12 protein-coding genes are annotated in these 20,801 nt (G+C 35.3%); 10 read left to right on the top strand and 2 right to left on the bottom strand.

Translation table 11 applies throughout. The features are described 5' to 3' along the window. Window positions 1–74 precede the first annotated feature (74 nt). The 4 genes from ACJ6WR_RS02160 to priA all read left to right on the top strand — a co-directional run bounded on the left by ACJ6WR_RS02160 (window position 75) and on the right by priA (window position 4,822). Window positions 75–1,004 carry a YihY/virulence factor BrkB family protein gene (locus ACJ6WR_RS02160; protein WP_039114536.1) on the top strand — a complete coding sequence of 310 codons (930 nt, stop codon included), beginning with the start codon at window positions 75–77 and terminating at the stop codon, window positions 1,002–1,004. A gap of 88 nt (window positions 1,005–1,092) precedes the next feature. Next, on the top strand, window positions 1,093–1,521 hold the full coding sequence (locus tag ACJ6WR_RS02155) for a DUF2147 domain-containing protein (RefSeq protein ID WP_039114535.1): 429 nt from the start codon (window positions 1,093–1,095) through the stop codon (window positions 1,519–1,521). 22 nt (window positions 1,522–1,543) lie between these two features. After that, a complete protein-coding gene (gene bla-B1-FLAV / locus ACJ6WR_RS02150) occupies window positions 1,544–2,299 on the top strand; it encodes a subclass B1 metallo-beta-lactamase (protein WP_323489248.1) in 756 nt (251 codons plus the stop codon). 72 nt (window positions 2,300–2,371) lie between these two features. After that, window positions 2,372–4,822 carry a primosomal protein N' gene (priA, locus tag ACJ6WR_RS02145; protein WP_409416926.1) on the top strand — a complete coding sequence of 817 codons (2,451 nt, stop codon included), beginning with the start codon at window positions 2,372–2,374 and terminating at the stop codon, window positions 4,820–4,822. A gap of 5 nt (window positions 4,823–4,827) precedes the next feature. Here the strand turns inward: priA and ACJ6WR_RS02140 are convergent, their stop codons facing one another. Then, on the bottom strand, window positions 4,828–5,526 hold the full coding sequence (locus ACJ6WR_RS02140) for a LytR/AlgR family response regulator transcription factor (protein ID WP_035628734.1): 699 nt from the start codon (window positions 5,524–5,526) through the stop codon (window positions 4,828–4,830). A gap of 167 nt (window positions 5,527–5,693) precedes the next feature. On the opposite strand from ACJ6WR_RS02140, the gene rpsF reads away from it, so the two are divergent. The 4 genes from rpsF to ACJ6WR_RS02120 all read left to right on the top strand — a co-directional run bounded on the left by rpsF (window position 5,694) and on the right by ACJ6WR_RS02120 (window position 7,459). Next, window positions 5,694–6,035 (top strand): 30S ribosomal protein S6, encoded by a 342-nt coding sequence (rpsF, locus tag ACJ6WR_RS02135; protein WP_035628733.1) that lies wholly within the window; start codon window positions 5,694–5,696, stop codon window positions 6,033–6,035. 5 nt (window positions 6,036–6,040) lie between these two features. Continuing rightward, on the top strand, window positions 6,041–6,337 hold the full coding sequence (rpsR, locus tag ACJ6WR_RS02130; protein ID WP_002987043.1) for a 30S ribosomal protein S18: 297 nt from the start codon (window positions 6,041–6,043) through the stop codon (window positions 6,335–6,337). Between the two features lie 66 nt (window positions 6,338–6,403). Beyond that, a complete protein-coding gene (gene rplI / locus ACJ6WR_RS02125) occupies window positions 6,404–6,844 on the top strand; it encodes a 50S ribosomal protein L9 (RefSeq protein ID WP_039117655.1) in 441 nt (146 codons plus the stop codon). 141 nt (window positions 6,845–6,985) lie between these two features. After that, complete coding sequence (locus ACJ6WR_RS02120; RefSeq protein WP_409416925.1) at window positions 6,986–7,459, top strand: DUF6495 family protein; 474 nt, start codon at window positions 6,986–6,988, stop codon at window positions 7,457–7,459. A 39-nt stretch (window positions 7,460–7,498) separates the two neighbouring features. Here ACJ6WR_RS02120 and ACJ6WR_RS02115 read toward each other — a convergent pair whose 3' ends face one another. After that, entirely contained in the window at window positions 7,499–8,137 is a 639-nt protein-coding gene (locus ACJ6WR_RS02115; protein ID WP_052259481.1) for a helix-turn-helix domain-containing protein, read from the bottom strand. Window positions 8,138–9,397: 1,260 nt separating this feature from the next. Between ACJ6WR_RS02115 and ACJ6WR_RS02110 the strand changes: the two genes are divergently transcribed. Then, window positions 9,398–19,813 (top strand): gliding motility-associated C-terminal domain-containing protein, encoded by a 10,416-nt coding sequence (locus ACJ6WR_RS02110; RefSeq protein WP_409416924.1) that lies wholly within the window; start codon window positions 9,398–9,400, stop codon window positions 19,811–19,813. 53 nt (window positions 19,814–19,866) lie between these two features. Beyond that, window positions 19,867–20,799, top strand: a complete 933-nt coding sequence (locus ACJ6WR_RS02105; RefSeq protein WP_039113082.1) for a type IX secretion system membrane protein PorP/SprF — start codon at window positions 19,867–19,869, stop codon at window positions 20,797–20,799. Window positions 20,800–20,801: the final 2 nt, after the last annotated feature.

The following is a 20,801-nucleotide window of genomic DNA, read 5'->3' as shown; positions in this document are numbered from 1 at the left end:
TAAGTTTTAATTATGACTTACGACTTGTGAGTTAGAATTGTAATCTAAACTCAAAAATCTAAAATTTAAAAAGTATGTCTGTAGAAATAGAAGAGCGACTTGATAAAGTTCCTGTAGTACGCTATCTGGTTCGTCTCTTAAAGAATATAAAACTGCCATGGCTCGAAGGATTTTCATTGTATGATTTACTCGAATTATATACTATTGGAATTATCGAAGGAGCATTTTCATACCATGCAAGTGCTGTTTCTTTTAGTTTTTTTATGGCATTATTCCCCTTTGCGCTGTTTATACTTAACTTAATTCCGTTTATTCCGATTGATGGATTTCAACAAGATTTTTTGCAGTTTGTACAGCAAGGAGTTCCGCCAAATACGTATGATGCAATTAGCAAAATTATTAGCGATATTTTAAATAATAGTCATTCAGGTTTATTATCATCGGGTTTTTTACTTTCCATTTTTTTAATGGGAAATGGTATTAACGGGATCCTTAGTGGTTTCGAATCATCAAAACATGTCTTTGATAAACGCGGTTTTTTTCGTCAATATTTAGTAGCCTTAGCAATATCGCTTGTCATGACAATTATATTGTTTGTAACCGTTGCTACAATTGTTGTTTTTGAGGTATTTATCCAAAAAACAACAATTCAGGATGTTCTAAGCGACAGGATTCCTCTTATTATCATGGGGCGTTACTTATTTGTAATCTTAATGATTTTGATAACATCTTCTATATTATTGCGTTATGGTACCAAGCAGTATAATAAAGTGCCGTTTATAAGTATTGGTTCCGTATTTACAACAATCCTAATTGTTATATCTTCATACTTTTTTGGGATTTGGGTTATAAAATTCTCAAAATACAATGAACTTTATGGCTCAATTGGTACATTATTAATTCTAATGTTTTACATTTGGATAAACTGTATGATTTTGCTTTTGGGTTTCGAACTAAATGCCACAATCAGAAAATTAAGACAAAAAAATAATAATAACATTTAGAAGCTATTCCTGCTTTCCGCTATATCTTTATCCCTAAAAGAATCGGGATAAAGGATGTCGCTATAATCAGGGCTAAAAAACAAACATCATGAAAAACTGGATCTTAACAATGGGCTTATTATTTGTAGTAATAGGCAACGTACAAAGTCAAACTGTAATCGGAAAATGGAAAACTATTGATGATCAAACAGGAGAAGCAAAATCGATTGTAGAAGTGTATGAACAATCAGGTAAAATTTATGGTAAAGTAGTTGAGATTCTTCGTGAAGATCACAAAAAAGATGTGTGTACTTCGTGCTCGGGAGCGCTCAAAAACAAGCCTATCTTAGGAATGGTAATCATAAATGGTTTAAAGAAAGATGGTGATGAGTACAACGGAGGAACAATTTTAGATCCAACAAACGGTAAAGTGTACAAATGTTATATTACATTAGACTCTGCAAATAAATTGAAATTACGCGGATTTATTGGATTTTCTCTTTTAGGAAAAACACAATATTGGGTAAGAGTTAAATAAACTTAATTGAGTTATAAAAAAAATGCGAAATAAATTAATGATATTATTTTTGCTCATAGGATTCACAAAATCTTTTGGACAAACAGAAAATAATAAATTACAAATAAGTCATCTTACAGGTGACTTTTATGTTTATAAAACTTTTCACGATTACAAAGGAACCCTGATTTCTGCCAACTCCATGTATCTGCTTACAGATAAAGGCGTTGTGTTATTTGATGCCCCTTGGGACGAAGCACAATTTCAGCCATTGCTAGATAGCATAAAAGCCAGGCATCATAAAGATGTTGTTATGCATATTGCAACACATTCGCACGAGGATAGAGCAGGAGGCTTGGGATTTTATAAACAAAAAGGTATAAAAACATATACTATAAAACTAACCGATCAGATTCTTGAAAAAGAAGGTAAAAAAAGGGCTGAGTTTATAATACCAAACGATACTACATTTACAGTTGGTCAGCACCGTTTCGAGGTTTTTTATCCAGGTAAAGGACATGCGCCAGACAATGTTGTAGTTTGGTTTAATAAAGAAAAAATACTGTACGGAGGATGTTTTGTAAAAAGTACCGATGCAACAGATTTAGGTTACTTAGGAGATTCTGATGTAAAAGAATGGGAGCAATCTATTAAAAAAGTTCAGGCAAAATTCAAAAAACCAGTATATATCATCACAGGACATGATGATTGGAAAGATCTCCAATCTCTTAACCATACCTTAAAAATGGTAAAAGAATATAATGCAGCAAAAGCTTCTGGGAATTCAGATAAAAAGTAAATTTGCTTTAAAATTAAAAACTAAATAATAGTATTTCAAATACTATTATTTTAAAACATACATATCTTTAAAATGCATTTTGTAGAAGTCATTTTACCACTTTCATTAGCCAAAACGTTTACGTACCGTATTTCCGAAGCAGAGTTTAATTTTATTCAGAAAGGGATGCGTGTTGCTGTGCCTTTTGGTAAAAGCAAAATGTACACTGCATTAGTTCTGGATATACATCAGGATGAACCAACGCTGTATGAAGCCAAAGAAATTCATCAAATTCTGGATGAAAAACCAATCGCTACCGAAATTCAAATAGCGCATTGGCTCTGGATTGCTTCCTATTATATGTGTGCTATTGGCGATGTATATCGTGGTGCATTCCCAAGCGGATTATTGCTAGAGAGTGAAACAGTAATTTCGCATAAAGCAGATGTTTTTATAGATCAAACTGTTTTAACAGACGAAGAGTATTTGGTTTACGAAGCATTGCAACAACAGAGTTCGCTTAAGGTTCAGGATATTGTTGCGATTTTAAATAAAAAGAATATTTTTCCTATTCTTCAAAAATTAATAGATAAAGATATTGTTGTACTTCAGCAGGAGATACAAGAAAGTTACAAGCCAAAATTGGTTCGTTATGTTAAGTTACATAGCAAATACGATTCCAATCAAGGGTTAAGTGAGTTGCTAGACGTGCTTAAAAATGCTGCCAAACAAAAAGAAATTGTTATGGCATATTTTCAGTTAAGTGCAGCCGAAAAGAAACCAATAACAGTTAAGAGATTGGTTGAGGCTTCGCAATCATCATCGGCAGTTGTAAAAGCCTTAATTGAAAAAGAAATCTTCGAAGAGTATTTTTTACAACAAGACCGAATTAATTTTATAGGAAAAAGTACCGAAAAAGAACTACAACTAAGTTCGGTTCAGCAAACAGCTTTCGAAGATATCAAAACTAGTTTTATCGAAAAAGAAGTTTGTTTACTTCATGGAGTAACTTCCAGTGGTAAGACCGAAATTTATATAAAACTTATAGAAGAGTATTTAGCAACAGGAAGACAGGTTTTATATTTGTTGCCCGAAATTGCACTTACTACACAATTAGTAAGTAGATTACGAATTCATTTTGGGAATAAAGTAGCTGTTTTTCATTCTAAATATAGCAATAACGAGCGTGTTGAGGTTTGGAATCAGACTTTAGGAAATGCTGAAAATGCGCAAATAGTAATAGGAGCAAGGTCGGCTTTGTTCTTGCCATTTGCTGATTTGGGATTATTGATTGTTGATGAAGAGCATGAACAAACTTTTAAACAAGTAGATCCTGCACCACGTTATCATGCGCGTGATGCGGCAATTGTTCTGGCAAACTTTCATAAAGCAAAAGTTCTTTTGGGCTCGGCTACGCCAAGTTTAGAAACTTATTTTAATGCACAATCACAAAAATTCGGGCTAGTAACTGTTACAGAGCGTTATAATAATGTTCGGATGCCGGATATAGCCTTGGTCGATTTAAAAGATAAGTATTTTAGAAAACGTATGACGGGACATTTTAGCGATGTTTTAACCGAAGCAATTTCTGAAGCGATAAGTTTAGGCGAGCAAGTTATATTGTTTCAAAACAGACGTGGATATTCACCTATTATAGAATGTATTACTTGTGGGCATGTTCCGCAATGCCAGCAATGCGATGTAAGTCTTACTTATCATAAACATAAAAACCAATTGCGATGCCATTATTGTGGTTATAGCATGGCAAAACCAACAAATTGCCATAGTTGTTCTAGTATTGATTTAACGACCAAAGGTTTTGGTACAGAGCAAATAGAGCAGGAGTTGATTGCGCTTTTCCCAAATGCCAAAACAGGCAGGATGGATCAGGATACAACGCGAGGCAAGTTTGGGTTTGAGAAAATTATCGATAGTTTTAAAAATCGAGAAATAGATATTTTGGTAGGAACACAAATGCTTGCCAAAGGATTAGATTTTGATAATGTAAGTTTGGTAGGGATAATGAATGCCGATAATATGTTGTTTCATCCCGATTTTCGTGCTTTCGAAAGAAGTTTTCAAATGATGATGCAAGTTTCAGGACGTGCAGGACGCTCAGAGAAACAAGGTAAGGTTGTAATCCAGACCTATAACCCAAATCATAATACAATTCAGCAGGTAACTAATAATGATTATGCCGGGATGTACAAAGAGCAATTGTATGACAGGCAAATTTATAAATACCCTCCTTATTTCCGACTGGTTAAATTAACGCTTAAACACCGTGATTTTGATAAGCTAAAAGAAGGTTCTATATGGTTGTATCAGGTTTTGAGTCAGAATTTGAATATGCCAGTTTTAGGTCCGGAAGAACCTGTTATTAGCAGAATAAGAAATGAGTATATACGAACGATTCTAATTAAGATTCCGCAGAATGTGCCGTTGGGAGGTACAAAAAAAACTATTCAGAAAATACTGAATAGTTTTGAGGCTGTTGCGCAATATAGAGCGATAAAAGTGATAACAAATGTCGACTTTTATTAAACGTTTTAGTGTGTTATAGATAAAGCACGAACGAGGTCTTCTTTTTTGTTTCGACTTAACGGAATTTTTGTGATTCCGATTTCGGCAAATTTGCTATTAAAACGTTCTACTTTGTCGATATTGATGATATACGATTTATGTACTCGAATAAATTTTTCTTTTGATAAATCATTTTCAAAAGACTTCATTGTCGAAAGTACAAGATTACTATCATCTTCTGTAACAACTCTTACATAATCTCCAAAAGCTTCAATCCACTTAATTTTTGCAGTGAAAATTTTAAGTTTTTTTAGATTACTTTTGATAAAAATATGTTCTCCTTCATCTTCTTTTACATCTGTACGTAAGGCATATAGGTCTAGTGCTCTTTTTACGGAAGCATTAAAACGATCTATTGCTATTGGTTTTTGTAGATAATCGGTGGCGTCATAATCAAACGCCTTTAAAGCATATTCTGCTTTAGACGTAATGAAGATAATTTGAGGTTTTGTTTTTAGACCATCTAAAAAATCAAAACCATTTATAACGGGCATTTCGATATCTAAAAATATCAAATCAATATTATTTAAAGAGATACAACTTCTAGCTTCAATCGCATTAGAAAAATCTCCTATTAAGTGTAAATTCGGATGATTATTGACTAATTTTGAGATAATAGTTCTTTGGATAGAACTATCGTCTACTACAACACAATTTAGTTTCATAACATTTAAATTTAGGGAATGTAATAGTAAATATAGATTTATTTTTAATAAAAAACTAGATTTAGAGCTTATTTTTTGTCATACGTCGAATAAAAGCAAAAAAGTGTTGGATATATAAAATAAATGGTTACTTTTGCACCCAATTTTAACAAATAAATATTGTATTTATGAATCATTATGAAACTGTTTTCATTTTAAATCCCGTTTTATCTGAGGTTCAGGTGAAGGAAACAGTAACGAAATTTGAAGAATTTCTTACTAGTAGAGGAGCTGAAATGGTATCAAAAGAGGATTGGGGTCTGAAAAAAATGGCTTACGAAATCCAAAACAAAAAAAGTGGTTTTTATCACTTATTTGAGTTCAAAGTAGCAGGAGAAGTTCTTATTGCTTTTGAAACTGAATTTAGACGTGACGAGAGAGTTATGCGTTTCTTAACTGTAAGTTTAGATAAACACGCTATTTCTTGGGCTGAGAGAAGAAGAACAAAATTAAAATCTACAAAAGCTTAATTATTATGTCTACAATAGAGCAATCAGCAAAAGGAAAAAAAGACGGAGATATCAGATATTTAACGCCTTTAAACATAGAAACTAACAAAACTAAAAAGTATTGTCGTTTCAAAAAATCTGGAATCAAATATATCGATTATAAAGATGCAGATTTCTTATTGAAATTCGTTAATGAGCAAGGAAAAATTCTTCCTCGTCGTTTAACAGGAACTTCATTAAAATACCAAAGAAAAGTGTCTGTAGCTGTTAAGAGAGCACGTCACTTAGCTTTAATGCCATACGTGGCCGATTTATTAAAATAATATTAAACAACAGTTGTTGGTTTCCGGTAAGATGGAACCTAACTTCTCAAATATAAGGACAACAACATGGAACTTATTTTAAAACAAGACGTACAGAATCTAGGATTTAAAGATGATGTAGTATCTGTAAAAGCTGGTTACGGTCGTAACTTTTTAATTCCTCAAGGTTTTGCTAATTTAGCAACTCCTTCTGCAAAAAAAGTATTGGCTGAAAACCTAAAACAAAGAGCACACAAAGAGGCTAAAATTGTTGATGACGCTAAGAAAATAGCTGAAGCATTGAAAGCACTTGAAATTAAAATTTTCGCAAAAGCTGGTGGAGAGAAACTTTTTGGTTCTATCACTAACATAGATATTGCTGAAGCTTTAGAAAAAGCTGGTAACTCTATCGAAAGAAAATTTATTACTAGCGGTATCGTAAAACGTACTGGTAAATATGCTGCAAGCATTAGATTACACAGAGATGTTGTAGTTGAATTACCTTACGAAATTGTTGCTGAAAAGTAATAGTTTTAATTTATAATATGAAATCCCGATGTAAATCGGGATTTTTTTGTTTAAAAGAGATAATAATTAATTAGACTTAAAGTTATTTGCACAAAGCATCTTGCTTAAAGCTTATAGCGTAAGGCATAAAGCCTAAAAAAAATGAAATACGCAAGATTAACAAAAGAACAATTTGATGAATTACATGCCGAATTTGCTAACTTTTTAGGAACGCAAGCAATTGATAAGGCAGAGTGGGATTCGATCAAAATAAACAAGCCTGAGGTAGCTGAGCAAGAGCTAGATGTATTCTCTGATTTAATTTGGGAAGGCGTTCTCTCAAGAGCCGAATTTTTAGAGCATTTTTCTAAGAACCATATTTTCTTATTTCAATGTTTTGATACACATGTGCAATCAATAGTTTTGAAATCCTTAGTTCCAGAAACTGATTTCCTGACTAAAGAAGGTTTACAATGGCTTAGTGAGAATATGTTTACTGAAACTATCGAAATGAAAGTTGGTAAAAAAGTTTTTACCGATGATCGTAATACTTCAATTTTTGAATTGATTCAACAAGGGGCATTCTTGAGCGATGGTCAGTTGTTTAAGCAAATAAATACGATTATCGAATCGTAATCGATTTGATTGATTACCATTAAATAAATCTGGATTGAATTAAATTCTAATCAGTATATTCTTTACTGCCCAGATTTCCTTAATATCTTCAGAGTCGATAGTAGTGTTTTTAAAGAAAGCATTATCATTGCTTAAAGTAAAGTTTTTTTCTAAAGGGCTATCATTACTTATTCGATTAATGATTAGTCCTTTAGTTTTACTTATTATTACTACAATCGCATTTTCTTCTATTGTATTTATATCTGCAATTTCACAAACTACAAATGAATTTGCGTTTATAATAGGTTTCATATTATTACCAACTACTTCAAAAGCTCTTGAAATTTTGCTTTGGATAAACGGAAAATGATATTTGGGTAAAGTGTTTAATAAATCTTCATTTCCAAGACAATATTCAAACTGAATCTCTCTTTTAATTAAAGGGGTATTGTTTAATATTATATTGTTAGTTTTTTCGTTGTGGCTTTTTTCTGAAAGTATTTTATTTAAGTCAATTTCATGAACATTGCAAATTGAGATTATTGCACTAAAATCCAAAGTATCTCTTTTCTTCCATGTAGAGATAGTGTTTGGTTTGATATTCAATAATTTAGATAACTCAATGTCAGTGTTTATATGTAAAGCTTTTTTTAATCGTTTTAAGATTAAATTCGCATTTAGTGATTTTTTTACTTGCATATTCGAAAAAAGATTTTTACATTTATGAAATATTAATCATTAAACGATTGTTAATTAATCTTAAGACTGTTAAAGAAATAGTCAAAAAACGTTAATTACTCTCATCTTTTAAGTTAATATCTTAAAATTTGAATTATTGCCCAAAATCGCACAACACCGAAAGTCAGATATAAATCTGATTAAGTATAGATAGGTTATATATTTATATAGAATCGGGGAATTCTAATGAAATGGAGAGCAATATATAAAAAAAAATGATTATTTATTATTATTCTAATTTGTTTTCTGTAATAAAATAATATAATACCACATAATAGCATGAAGGCTTTTTAAAAAAAGCTCTTTAAATAAATAAATTTTTTGTACGATTTTTTGTCAATTATTATTTAACCTGGATGCTTATGGAATTTATAATTACTTTTTTCAGAAGAAATGAATTCTTCTTTTCTTTATTTTTTACTTCATTAGCATTCAATTCAAAATTAAATGTCATATCTAATTTTGTTGGTATAGCTAGAAAGCAATTTTCCCTTTTAAATATTTTTATAAAACAACTGATTTTTTGTATCCCAAAATTAAACAATCAGTATGTTCAATATAGGCGTGATTATCGATGTTGTCTATTCGATAATAATACGTAGGTAGTATTATTAATTTGAGTCTTCAGTCCCCAGAAGCGTAAATCGACTACTCAAGTATTAGTAATTAAATCTATTTATAAAATCAATAGATCTTAGTTTTTCGCATTTCTTGTAGAACTCAGTTTCTTTAAGATTATCATGTGAATTCTTTCTTGTACTTAAAATCGTCGAGTTAAAATTTCTGTTTTTTATTTTTATGGATGACCATATGGAGCATCGCATACAGGCTTTTAGTGCCTTATGGTAGCCAAAAAATGACAAAAGTAGAATCCCTAATAAATACATTAATCTCTTAAAAACATTTTTATGAAATTAAAATCTACTTTAAATGACTCTTGTAAACGTCTTTCTTTTTTTAGCATTCATTTGACTTTTAAATTTTGTCGAATTAAGGAATCATACGCTTCTTCGCGAATTGAGTTTGCAACAAATTCTGAGTAATTTTTTATAGACCTTAAAATTTAGATGTTTTTAACAGCATTAGAATGTGTTTCTGATGATTTGTTATTATGGCTTTTGTTTTAATAATCTCTGCGTAAATGCATAAGAGAGATTGTTGATAGAGTTGCCTATTTATCATATTGGAATTTATTTATCACTTTATTAATCTCTCAGGAATATGAAAACATTTTTCTTAACAATAAAAAAGGGGGCATTTCTACAAAATTATTTGTGGTTGTTTTTGATATTAATTCCCTTTTCGAACTCATTTTCACAGACTTTTTGTAAGCCGACCTCACAGACCAATAGTACAGGTGGATTATTGTGCGTTGGTATGAGTGTAACGACTCCCAATGATGCATTTGATGGAAGTATGGCTACTTATGCTTCGTTAACAAATGCTGTTGGTTTACTCTGTTTTGCACAAGAGACATTAAGTTTTAGTCAGACAGCAAAAGCGGGAGACCAAATTGTTTTTTATTTAGGTACAGGAAACGGATTGTTGGATGTTGGTTTATTATCTAATGTCTCTGTTCAGGCTAAAAATGGAGCGGCTGATGTTGGCTCGCAGGTAGCCTTAAATAGTCCATTATTAAACCTTCAGCTGTTACCTGGTAATGCAATAGCAACTGTAACATATACATTGCCTGGTGATGCAAATGGTGTAAGAATTGAAACTGGAGGCCTATTAAGCTTATTAGTAAATTTAAGAGTATATGAGGTGCGTTTGCAGTTTGCACCGCCAACTATTACAGGAGGCCAATCACAATCAGTATGTTACGGGCAATCAGCAGCTCTTTCTGCTACGCCTAGTGCTGGAACAACATTGGCTTGGTATAGTTCAGCAACTTCTACTACTGCACTTTCTAATACTAATACATATACAACACCAGCTTTAACAGCTACGACTACTTATTATGTAAGCGTTTCAAGAGGTGTAGGTTGCGAAAGCGATCAGCGAATACCTGTAACAGTAAATGTTCTAAATCCTCTATTGCCTGCTATAGATAGTAGCGGTACTGCAATTTGTTCTTCTACAGCTACACAGGCGACTACATTATCGGTGATAAGTCCCGTACCGGGAACAACTTATTCCTGGTTTAGTACTCCAACTGGAGGTGTTGCTATAACTACAGGTACTACATATACACCTACAGTATCAGCGGGTGTGACTAATTTTTATGTTGAGGCTTCGATAGGAGCTTGTAAGACAGCAACAAGAACTCCGGTTAGTGTTACTTTAACTCCAATTCCTGCTGTGGCAACGGTATTAACACCAAGTGTCTCAATATTAACGGGACAAAATGCAACCTTAAGCGCTTCGACATCAGAGTCTGGCGTTGTTTTGGATTGGTACGATGTACCTACAGGAGGAACTTTATTATTGGCTAGTTCTAATACTTTTACTACTCCAATACTAACTGCTACCAAAACATATTATGTTGAGTCGCGTAATGTTGCTGGAGGATGTGTAAGTGCTACCAGAGTACCGATCGTTGTAAATGTTTCAACTAGTTCGTTGGGAGGATGTTTGGATGCTAATAGCCAACAGACAGCTCAAAACGGACTTTGCTTATTATGTTCTTCAAGTAATCCTAACAATTCGGTTGATGGTAGCAGCAGTACAGCAGCTACATTATCAGTGCCTGTTGGTTTAGTTACTGGTTGGATTCAACAAACACTTCAGTTTAATAACTCAGGTCAGGCCGGAGATGTTATTACAGTTGATTTAGAAATTCCAACTGGACTTTTAGATATAAGCGCCTTAAGTTATATTTCATTAGCTACCTATAATGGTGCTACCTATAATAATGATAGGGTAGCTGTAAACAGTTCTCTTTTAAATATTCAATTATTAACGGGTAATCGTTTTAAAGCAAGTCTTACAGCAGGTTCAGCCTTTGATCGTGTTGAGATTAGGTTAGGAGGTTTAGCAACATTACTAACAAATCTTAATATTTATGGGGCTTCATATAAATTTAAAGCAAGAACTATAACTGGAAATACGACAATTTGTAGCGGACAAACAACAACGTTAATGTCTAGTGCAGCTTTAGGTGAAACGATTAAGTGGTATGATGCTTTAACTGGAGGTACTTTATTGAGTAGCACAGCTGCTTATACAACATTACCTTTAACCGTGAATACTACCTATTATGTAGAAGTTACTCGTAATGGTTGTTTAAATAGCGAAAGATTTCCTGTTACTGTAACAGTTAATAATCCTGTTGCTCCAACAACGGTTGTGGCTACACCTTTAAATGTATGTAGTGGAGAATCCACAATAATAACAGTTGATTCCCCAGTTGCAGGTACAACTTATAAGTGGTATGATGAATCCGCGGGTGGAAATTTGGTATTTACAGGTACGACTTATACGACACCAGGTTTAACTGCTTCTGTAACTTATCATGTTGAAGCAGTTATTGGAAGTTGTTCAAGTCCTACACGTACTCCGGTACATGTAAATGTTAATCCAATACCAGCAGTACCAACTGTAGGATCATCAACAGTATTTATTCAATCTGGACAGAATGTTACTTTGCAGGTTACGAATCCTGTTACAGATGTAGCTTACGATTGGTATGATGCTCCAATTAATGGAAACTTACTATCATCTGGCACAACCTCATATACACCATCTCCTGCTTTAATAGTAAATAAGAGCTTTTATATTGCAGCGAGAAATACAACTACAGCTTGTACAAATAGCACAAGGGCTGTTATTAATGTTGTTATAAGTAATTCAATCAATTCTTGTTTATTAGCTAATTCACAAGTAACTTCAAAAGGAGGAACAACAGGATGCTTATTATGTGATTCAACAAATAATGGAGCTTCTGTGGATGGAAATAATGCAACTGCAGCCAACCTTTCAATTCCTGTTGGTTTACTAGGGGATTATATTCAGCAAATGTTGAGTTTCCCTACAACAGGGCAAACAGGTGATATTATAGATGTTGAATTAGGAATTCCTGTGGGACTTCTTGATATCAGTGCTCTTTCGAATATTACTTTGCAAAGTTTTAACTCAGGTGTTCCTAATAGTGATCAAGTTGCTATTAGTTCGCTTTTAAATGTTCAACTATTAGGAGGAAACCGCTTTAGAGCGAGTTTTACAGCAGCAGGTCCATTTACAAGCGTTCAGATTCAATTAAGCGGATTAGCTACTCTATTAACGAGCTTAGATATTTATGAGGCTTCTTACAGATATCCAAATGCTTCGATAACAGGAGCATCATCTCCAATTTGTGCAGGACAAACTACTACATTAACAGCTACGGCTACGGGTACACAAACATTTACTTGGTATGATGTAGCAACTGGTGGGACTGCTTTAGCAACTAATACAAACACTTATACAACGGGATCATTACCAGGAACTAAAACATTTTATTTAGAAGCTAGTCGTGGAGTTACACCGTGTTTGAATACTAATCGTCAGGCTATTACAGTAACAGTGTTGCCTATTCCTACAGAAAGTGATATTACGATAACAACTCCTTTAACCGCTACTTGTGCGGGAGGTGCTGTTTTATCTCCAACATCTACATTTGCGGGAGCAACATTTAAATATTATACAGATCAAAGTAAAACTCAGGAAATTATAACAGGGACTACTATTGTTGCCCAACCTGGAGTTACCTTCTCCAAAGATGCTTCAACAGGTGCTCTTACAATTAGTGGACTTAATGCTACTGATGCACCTTATAAATATTATGTTTCGGTACTTAATGGAGGTATTTGCGAAAATATTGACGGAGCTTTAAAAGAAGTTGTAGTAAATTTTCCAGCAGGCTCAGCTTTAACAGTTACAGCAACTTTGGCGGGTTGTGCTAAAGTAAATTTAAAAGATGCTATCACAAATTTTGATACATCAGGAAATACAACATATACTTTCTTTGATTCATCAAACAATCCAATCACAGAAGTTGCCGCAGGGAATATTACAGTAAGTGGTGATTATTGGATTCAGGCACAAACAACCGGTGTTGATTGTCCATCTGTCAAACAAAAAGTAACGGTTACAATTAATCAGTTACCTACTTTAACAGCAGTAACAAGTTCGGTAGTTGTGAATTTAGGTGATTCTGTACCTTTATCCGCAACTTCAAATGGAACTGTTACCTGGTATGATCCATCAGGGAATGCTATACCATCAAATAATACAGGCGCACTTAATACTGTTGGTGTTTTTACTTATACGGTAATTGCGAGTAATGGAACCTGTACTAATAGTCAGACTATTACAATTACTGTTATAGACCCAGCTAGTTGTGATCCATTATTAGAGAGAGAATATGCTACAACTCAACAGTGGGGAACTATTGTTACAGGAACTGTTACAAATGAAGCTAGTGCTGTAGATGGTAATCCACAAACCTATTCTACAATAACAACTGGTTTAGGACTTTTAGGTATTGGAACAACATGGCAAAATCTACAATGGCCAGGAACAATAACACAAGGTACTCCTGTAACAATTAAGTTAGGTTCAGATTATAGCGCTGTTGCACTGGGACAAAGTGTTACTGTGGTAGGAACTAAACGTGATGGACTTGGAAACCCAATTGATATTGGAACTTTACAATCTATATCGGGATCATTACTAAATTTATTATCAGGTCAAAATTCATTCGAATATACATTTGTTCCATCCGATGCTACAGGGCCTAAAGCTTATGACGGTATTCGAGTACAAATGGGGTCAATTTTAGGTGTAGCACAAAATATTAATGTGTATGATGCTTATTATGATAAGCCAGTTACTCAGATAACTTGTGGACAAGGAGATATTGAAGATGTTTTCTTTGGTGTAAAAGACTTAGGAGTAGGCGCATTAACAGCTACAGTAGGGGTGACAGACCCATGGAATATTGCCGATGGTGATGTTGCCACTTATGCTACAATGTTTAGTGGAGCAGGAGTACTTGCTGCTGCTCAGCTTACAGCAACTTTTAGAACACCATCGATGGTTGGAGATAGCCTTAGAATAACAATTTCTAAACCTGGAACGATTTTAAATCTCAATTTGCTTACAGGATTTAATATTCAGCTTTATTTAGGAAATACTGCTGTTGGTGCACCGATTCAAAACGATAGTAATTTATTGTCTTTAAGACTACTTTCGGGAGGTACAATAGCAATGACCGTTGTTGCACCTCAAACTCAACCATATGATAGAGTTACAATATCTTTAGGAGGTGTAGCAAGTGTGTTAGACCAACTTAGAGTACATAATATTGACCGTGTAACAAATACTAAAGTCCTTGGGGGAGACATTAATAATATGGTCACGGTCTGTCCTGGTAGCAATATAACATTAGAAGTGCCCCCTGCCAATTGTTCGACTTATAAATGGTATGACTCCCCAACTGGAGGAAATTTCCTTGCCGATGGTCAGACATATACGATTCCAGCTACGTTAGCAGCAGGTACTTATAAATATTATATCCAACCAATTCGTTATGGCTGTGCAGCTCTTGCGAGAGGAGAAGTGACTGTAGTTGTTAGAGCTACAACTCCTGCAGCAGCAATAGCAAGTGTAACAATTAATGGGGGAAATAACACTATTATTTGTGCTGAAGATGGAAAAGTAACATTGAATGCAACTTTAGCTGTTACACCAGTACTTACAAATCCAATATACTATTGGTATAGTTTTGATGGTACAACAAGTCAGTTGGTTCCTGGGGAAACAACTTCTGAATTAAAGTTAACAGGATTAGCTCCTGGAACTTATACTTATTATGTTGGAGTAAGTTCAGATGAGTTTTGTGAAACAGTTTCAGGTGATAGAAAACAAGTTACGTTCACAATATTGCCAACATCTTTACCAACAGATATTGCAGTAAACAATGCTTCTATTTGTAATGATACTGATGCTGTATTAACACCAACAAGTACTTTGGGAAGCCCAGTCTTCTTTTGGTATTTTGATGCGAATAAAACACAGCCTATTACTGATGGATTAGTGGTTGATAATGTCACTTATGCAGTTAGTAATGTGGGAGTTTTAACAATCTCAGGGTTAACAAAACTTATGAGCCCTTTTTCTTATTATGTTGCAGTAACAAGTGATTTTACATGTCAAAATAAAAATGGAGAGCTTCAAGTTACAACCGTAACTGTGATCGACCCAGCTACACCAACTACTACTGATGATACTCAAGATTTCTGTCTGGTAAATACGCCAACAGTAGCAAATCTTCAGACAAATGAGACTAGCGTAATTTGGTACAACGTTGCAACTGGAGGAGCGGCTTTAGCTCCGACAACAGCTTTAGCAAACGGTGCTTATTACGGAGCAATCTTAGACCCAATAACAGGATGTGAGAGTTCAGTTCGATTACTGGTAACAGTAACCGTAACAGATCCTGCTACACCAACTACTACCGACGCTACTCAAGACTTCTGTTTGGTAAATGCACCAACAGTAGCAAGTCTTCAGGTAAATGAAACTGGCGTAGTTTGGTACAGCACTGCTACAGGCGGAGTGGCTTTAGCGCCAACGACAGCATTAGCAAGCGGAACATATTATGGAGCAATTCTAGACCCAGTAACTAATTGTGAGAGTTCAGTTCGTTTACTGGTAACAGTAACGGTTACTGATCCAGCTACACCAACTACTACCGACGCTACTCAAGACTTCTGTTTGGTAAATGCACCAACAGTTGCAAGTCTTCAGGTAAATGAAACTGGCGTAGTTTGGTACAGCACTGCTACAGGCGGAGTGGCTTTAGCGCCAACGACAGCATTAGCAAGCGGAACATATTATGGAGCAATTCTAGACCCAGTAACTAATTGTGAGAGTTCAGTTCGTTTACTGGTAACAGTAACGGTTACTGATCCAGCTACACCAACTACTACCGACGCTACTCAAGACTTCTGTTTGGTAAATGCACCAACAGTTGCAAGTCTTCAGGTAAATGAAACTGGCGTAGTTTGGTACAACACCGCTACAGGTGGAGTGGCTTTAGCACCAACAACAGCTTTAGCTAGCGGAACTTATTACGGAGCAATCTTAGACCCAGTAACTAATTGTGAGAGTTCAGTTCGTTTACTAGTAACAGTAACAGTTACTGATCCTGCAACGCCAACCACTACTGACGCTACTCAAGACTTCTGTTTGGTAAATGCACCAACAGTTGCAAGTCTTCAGGTAAATGAAACTGGCGTAGTTTGGTACAGCACCGCTACAGGCGGAGTGGCTTTAGCGCCAACAACAGCTTTAGCTAATGGAACATATTATGGAGCAATCCTTGATCCGGTAACTAATTGTGAGAGTTCAGTTCGTTTACTGGTAACGGTAACCATAACAGATCCTGTAACACCAAGTACTACTGATACTACTCAAGACTTCTGTTTGGTAAATGCACCAACAGTAGCAAGTCTTCAGGTAAATGAAACTGGCGTAGTTTGGTATAATGTTGCCACTGGAGGAACAGCTTTAGCACCAACAACAGCTTTAGCTAGTGGAACTTATTATGGAGCAATCTTAGACCCAATAACTAATTGTGAGAGTTCAGTTCGTTTACTGGTAACAGTAACAGTAACTGATCCAGCTACACCAACTACTACCGATGCTACTCAAGACTTCTGTTTGGTAAATGCACCAACAGTTGCAAGTCTTCAGGTAAATGAAACTGGCGTAGTTTGGTACAGCACCGCTACAGGCGGAGTGGCTTTAGCGCCAACAACAGCTTTAGCTAATGGAACATATTATGGAGCGATCCTTGATCCAGTAACTAATTGTGAGAGTTCAGTTCGTTTACTAGTAACCGTAACAGTTACTGATCCAGCTACACCAACTACTACCGATACAACCCAAGACTTCTGTTTGGTAAATGCACCAACAGTAGCAAGTCTTCAGGTAAATGAAACTGGCGTAGTTTGGTACAGCACCGCTACAGGCGGTGTGGCTTTAGCGCCAACAACAGCCTTAGCAAATGGAACATATTATGGAGCGATCCTTGATCCAGTAACTAATTGTGAGAGTTCAGTTCGTTTACTGGTAACAGTAACAATAACTGATCCAGCTACACCAACTACTACTGATGCTACTCAAGACTTCTGTTTGGTAAATGCTCCAACAGTAGCAAGTCTTCAGGTAAATGAAACTGGCGTAGTTTGGTACAATGTTGCCACTGGAGGAACAGCTTTAGCGCCAACAACAGCATTAGCTAGTGGAACTTATTATGGAGCAATTCAAGACCCAGTAACTAATTGTGAGAGTTCAGTTCGTTTACTAGTAACAGTAACAGTTACTGATCCAGCTACACCAACTACTACCGATGCTAGTCAAGACTTCTGTTTGGTAAATGCTCCAACGCTAGCAAGTCTTCAGGTAAATGAAACTGGCGTAGTTTGGTACAGCACCGCTACAGGCGGAGTGGCTTTAGCACCAACAACAGCTTTAGCAAATGGAACATATTATGGAGCGATCCTTGATCCAGTAACTAATTGTGAGAGTTCAGTTCGTTTACTGGTAACGGTAACGGTAACAGATCCTGCAACGCCAACTACTACCGACGATACTCAAGACTTCTGTTTGGTAAATGCGCCGACAGTAGCAAGTCTTCAGGTAAATGAAACTGGCGTAGTTTGGTACAGCACCGCTACAGGCGGAGTGGCTTTAGCGCCAACAACAGCTTTAGCTAGCGGAACTTATTATGGAGCAATCTTAGATCCAGTAACTAATTGTGAGAGTTCAGTTCGTTTACTAGTAACAGTAACAGTAGCAGATCCTGCAACGCCAACTACTACCGATACAACCCAAGACTTCTGTTTGGTAAATGCGCCAACAGTAGCTAGCCTTCAGGTAAATGAAACTGGCGTAGTTTGGTACAGCACTGCTACAGGCGGAATTGCTTTAGCACCAACAACAGCTTTATCAAGCGGAACTTATTATGGAGCAATCCTTGATCCGGTAACTAATTGTGAGAGTTCAGTTCGTTTACTGGTGACAGTTACAGTAACTGCTCCAGCTACACCAACTACTACCGATACAACTCAAGACTTCTGTTTGATAAATGCACCAACAGTAGCAAGTATTCAGGTAAATGAAACTGGCGTAGTTTGGTACAGCACAGCTACAGGTGGAGTGGCTTTAGCGTCAACAACAGCTTTAGCTAATGGAACATATTACGGAGCGATCCTTGATCCGGTAACTAATTGTGAGAGTTCAGTTCGTTTACTGGTAACAGTAACGGTAACTAATCCAGCTACACCAACTACTACTGATGCGACTCAAGACTTCTGTTTTGCAAATGCACCAACAGTAGCAAGTCTTCAGGTAAATGAGGCCAATGTAGTTTGGTATACCACAGCTACAAGCGGAATCGCTTTAACACGAACAACGGTCTTAGCTAGCGGAACCTATTATGGAGTCATCCATGATCCGACAACTAATTGTGAGAGTTCAGTTCGTTTATTAGTAACAGTAACAGTTACCGATCCTGCAACGCCAACTACAAATAACGCAACTCAAAGTTTCTGTTTGACAAATGCGCCAACAGTGGCAAGTCTTCAGGTAAATGAAACTGGCGTAGTCTGGTACAATGTTGCAACAGGAGGAACTCCATTAGCACCAGGAACATTACTAGTTGCAGGTACTTATTATGGAGCTCTGAAAGATGCGACTACAGGTTGTGAAAGTAGTTTGAGATTAAGTGTACAGGTCAACTTTACAGGTAATGATCCGGTTACAATAACTCCAAGCAAAGCAGTTCCTTGCGTTTTTGATGAGATTACGTATACAACTGCAAGCGGAATGTCAAATTATAATTGGACAATTACTGGAGGTGGTACTATTACAGCTGGAGGTCTAGCTACCGATAATTTTGTAACAGTTTCGTGGCCAGCAATAGGACCAGCAAGTGTAAGTGTTTCTTATTCTAATCAATGTAATGAGACAAATAGTAAATTACTAACCCTTGCAGTTGCAACTTGTTCAGATATAACAATGAGCAAAACGGTAGATAATCCAACTCCTAACATTAATGATAAAGTTACTTTTACTGTAACAGTAAATAATGTAGGATCAGGAGACTTTATAGATACAATAGTTAGTGAAATTTTGCCAACAGGATATGATTTTATAAGCGCACAAACTACTACTGGAACATATAGTAATATAACTGGAGCATGGAATATTCCAGTATTAAATGCTAATGAAAGCGCAGTACTTACTGTAGTGGTTCAAGTATTACCAACAGGAAATTACCTAAATGTAGCCACGGTTGTTATTTCAAATCCAATAGATTCTGATACAACAAATAATCACGGTGAAGCTTCTGTAACTCCTGTATGTTTAGTGGTTTATAATGAATTTACTCCTAATAATGATGGTGCAAATGATGTTTTCAAAATAGATTGTATTGAAAATTATCCAAACAATAGTTTAAATGTTTATAACAGATACGGATCATTAGTTTATAAACAAGACCATTATAATAACGATTGGGACGGAATAGCAAATGTTTCGGGAGCAATTAACAAAGGAGATAAATTACCAGCGGGAACATATTATTATGTTCTGGATATTGGTGCAGATGGAGTAGTTAAAACAGGTTGGTTATCTATTATTAGATAACCCCCTGTTAACATAAATCATCAAATTAAATTAACTGACTAAATAGTTATAGTATGAAACTAAGTGTAAAATTTATAGAGTCCTATTTTTTAATATTTTGCGGGTTTGTATCGTTCTTTGCTAATGCGCAACAAGATCCTGAATATACACAGTATATGTACAACACAATGGTTATTAATCCAGCTTATGCGGGTTCTACAGGATACTTGGAGGCAGTATTATTACATCGATCACAATGGGTTGGTATAGATGGTGCGCCACAAACACAATCACTTTCTGTACAAGCACCATTAAGAAATGAAAAAATAGGTTTGGGACTAAGTGTTGTCAATGATAAACTAGGACCATCAAATGAGCTGTATCTAGATGGTAATTTTTCATATTCCATACCATTAGGGTATGAAAAAAGATTAGCATTTGGGTTAAAAGCAGGAATGCGAATGATGAACATAGACTGGTCAAAAGGCCGATACTATGATGGTAATGATGCATTGTTAAATACTAATATAAATAATGTTATTAAACCTTCAATAGGTGCTGGGGTATATTACTACACCGACAGGTGGTATGCAGGAGCATCCGTACCTAGCTTTATAAGAAGTGATTATTATAATGATATACAAGAATCGATAGATTATGATAGATTGCATTATTATTTTATGGGAGGATATGTATTTGATTTGAGTCCAAGTTTAAAATTTAAACCTGCATTTTTAGCCAAACTGGTAAGTGGAGCACCAATGTCTGTAGATGTTTCTGCCAATTTTATGCTTCAGGAAAAAGTAGTGCTAGGAGTATCCTACCGCTTTGATGATTCGGTTAGTGCATTGGCAGGATTTCAAATTTCGCCAAGTTTTTACATCGGATACTCATATGATTATACCGTAACCAATTTGAATAAATACAACGATGGTTCCCATGAATTCATATTGCGTTATCAATTTCATAAAGATCCAAGTAAAATTAAATCTCCAAGATTCTTTTAAAA

It is taken from the genome of Flavobacterium sp. PS2 (assembly GCF_046250155.1).
Classification (GTDB): Bacteria; Bacteroidota; Bacteroidia; order Flavobacteriales; family Flavobacteriaceae; genus Flavobacterium.
The sequence above is the reverse complement of the archived record's forward strand: the minus strand, read 5'-3'. Positions and strand labels throughout refer to the sequence as shown.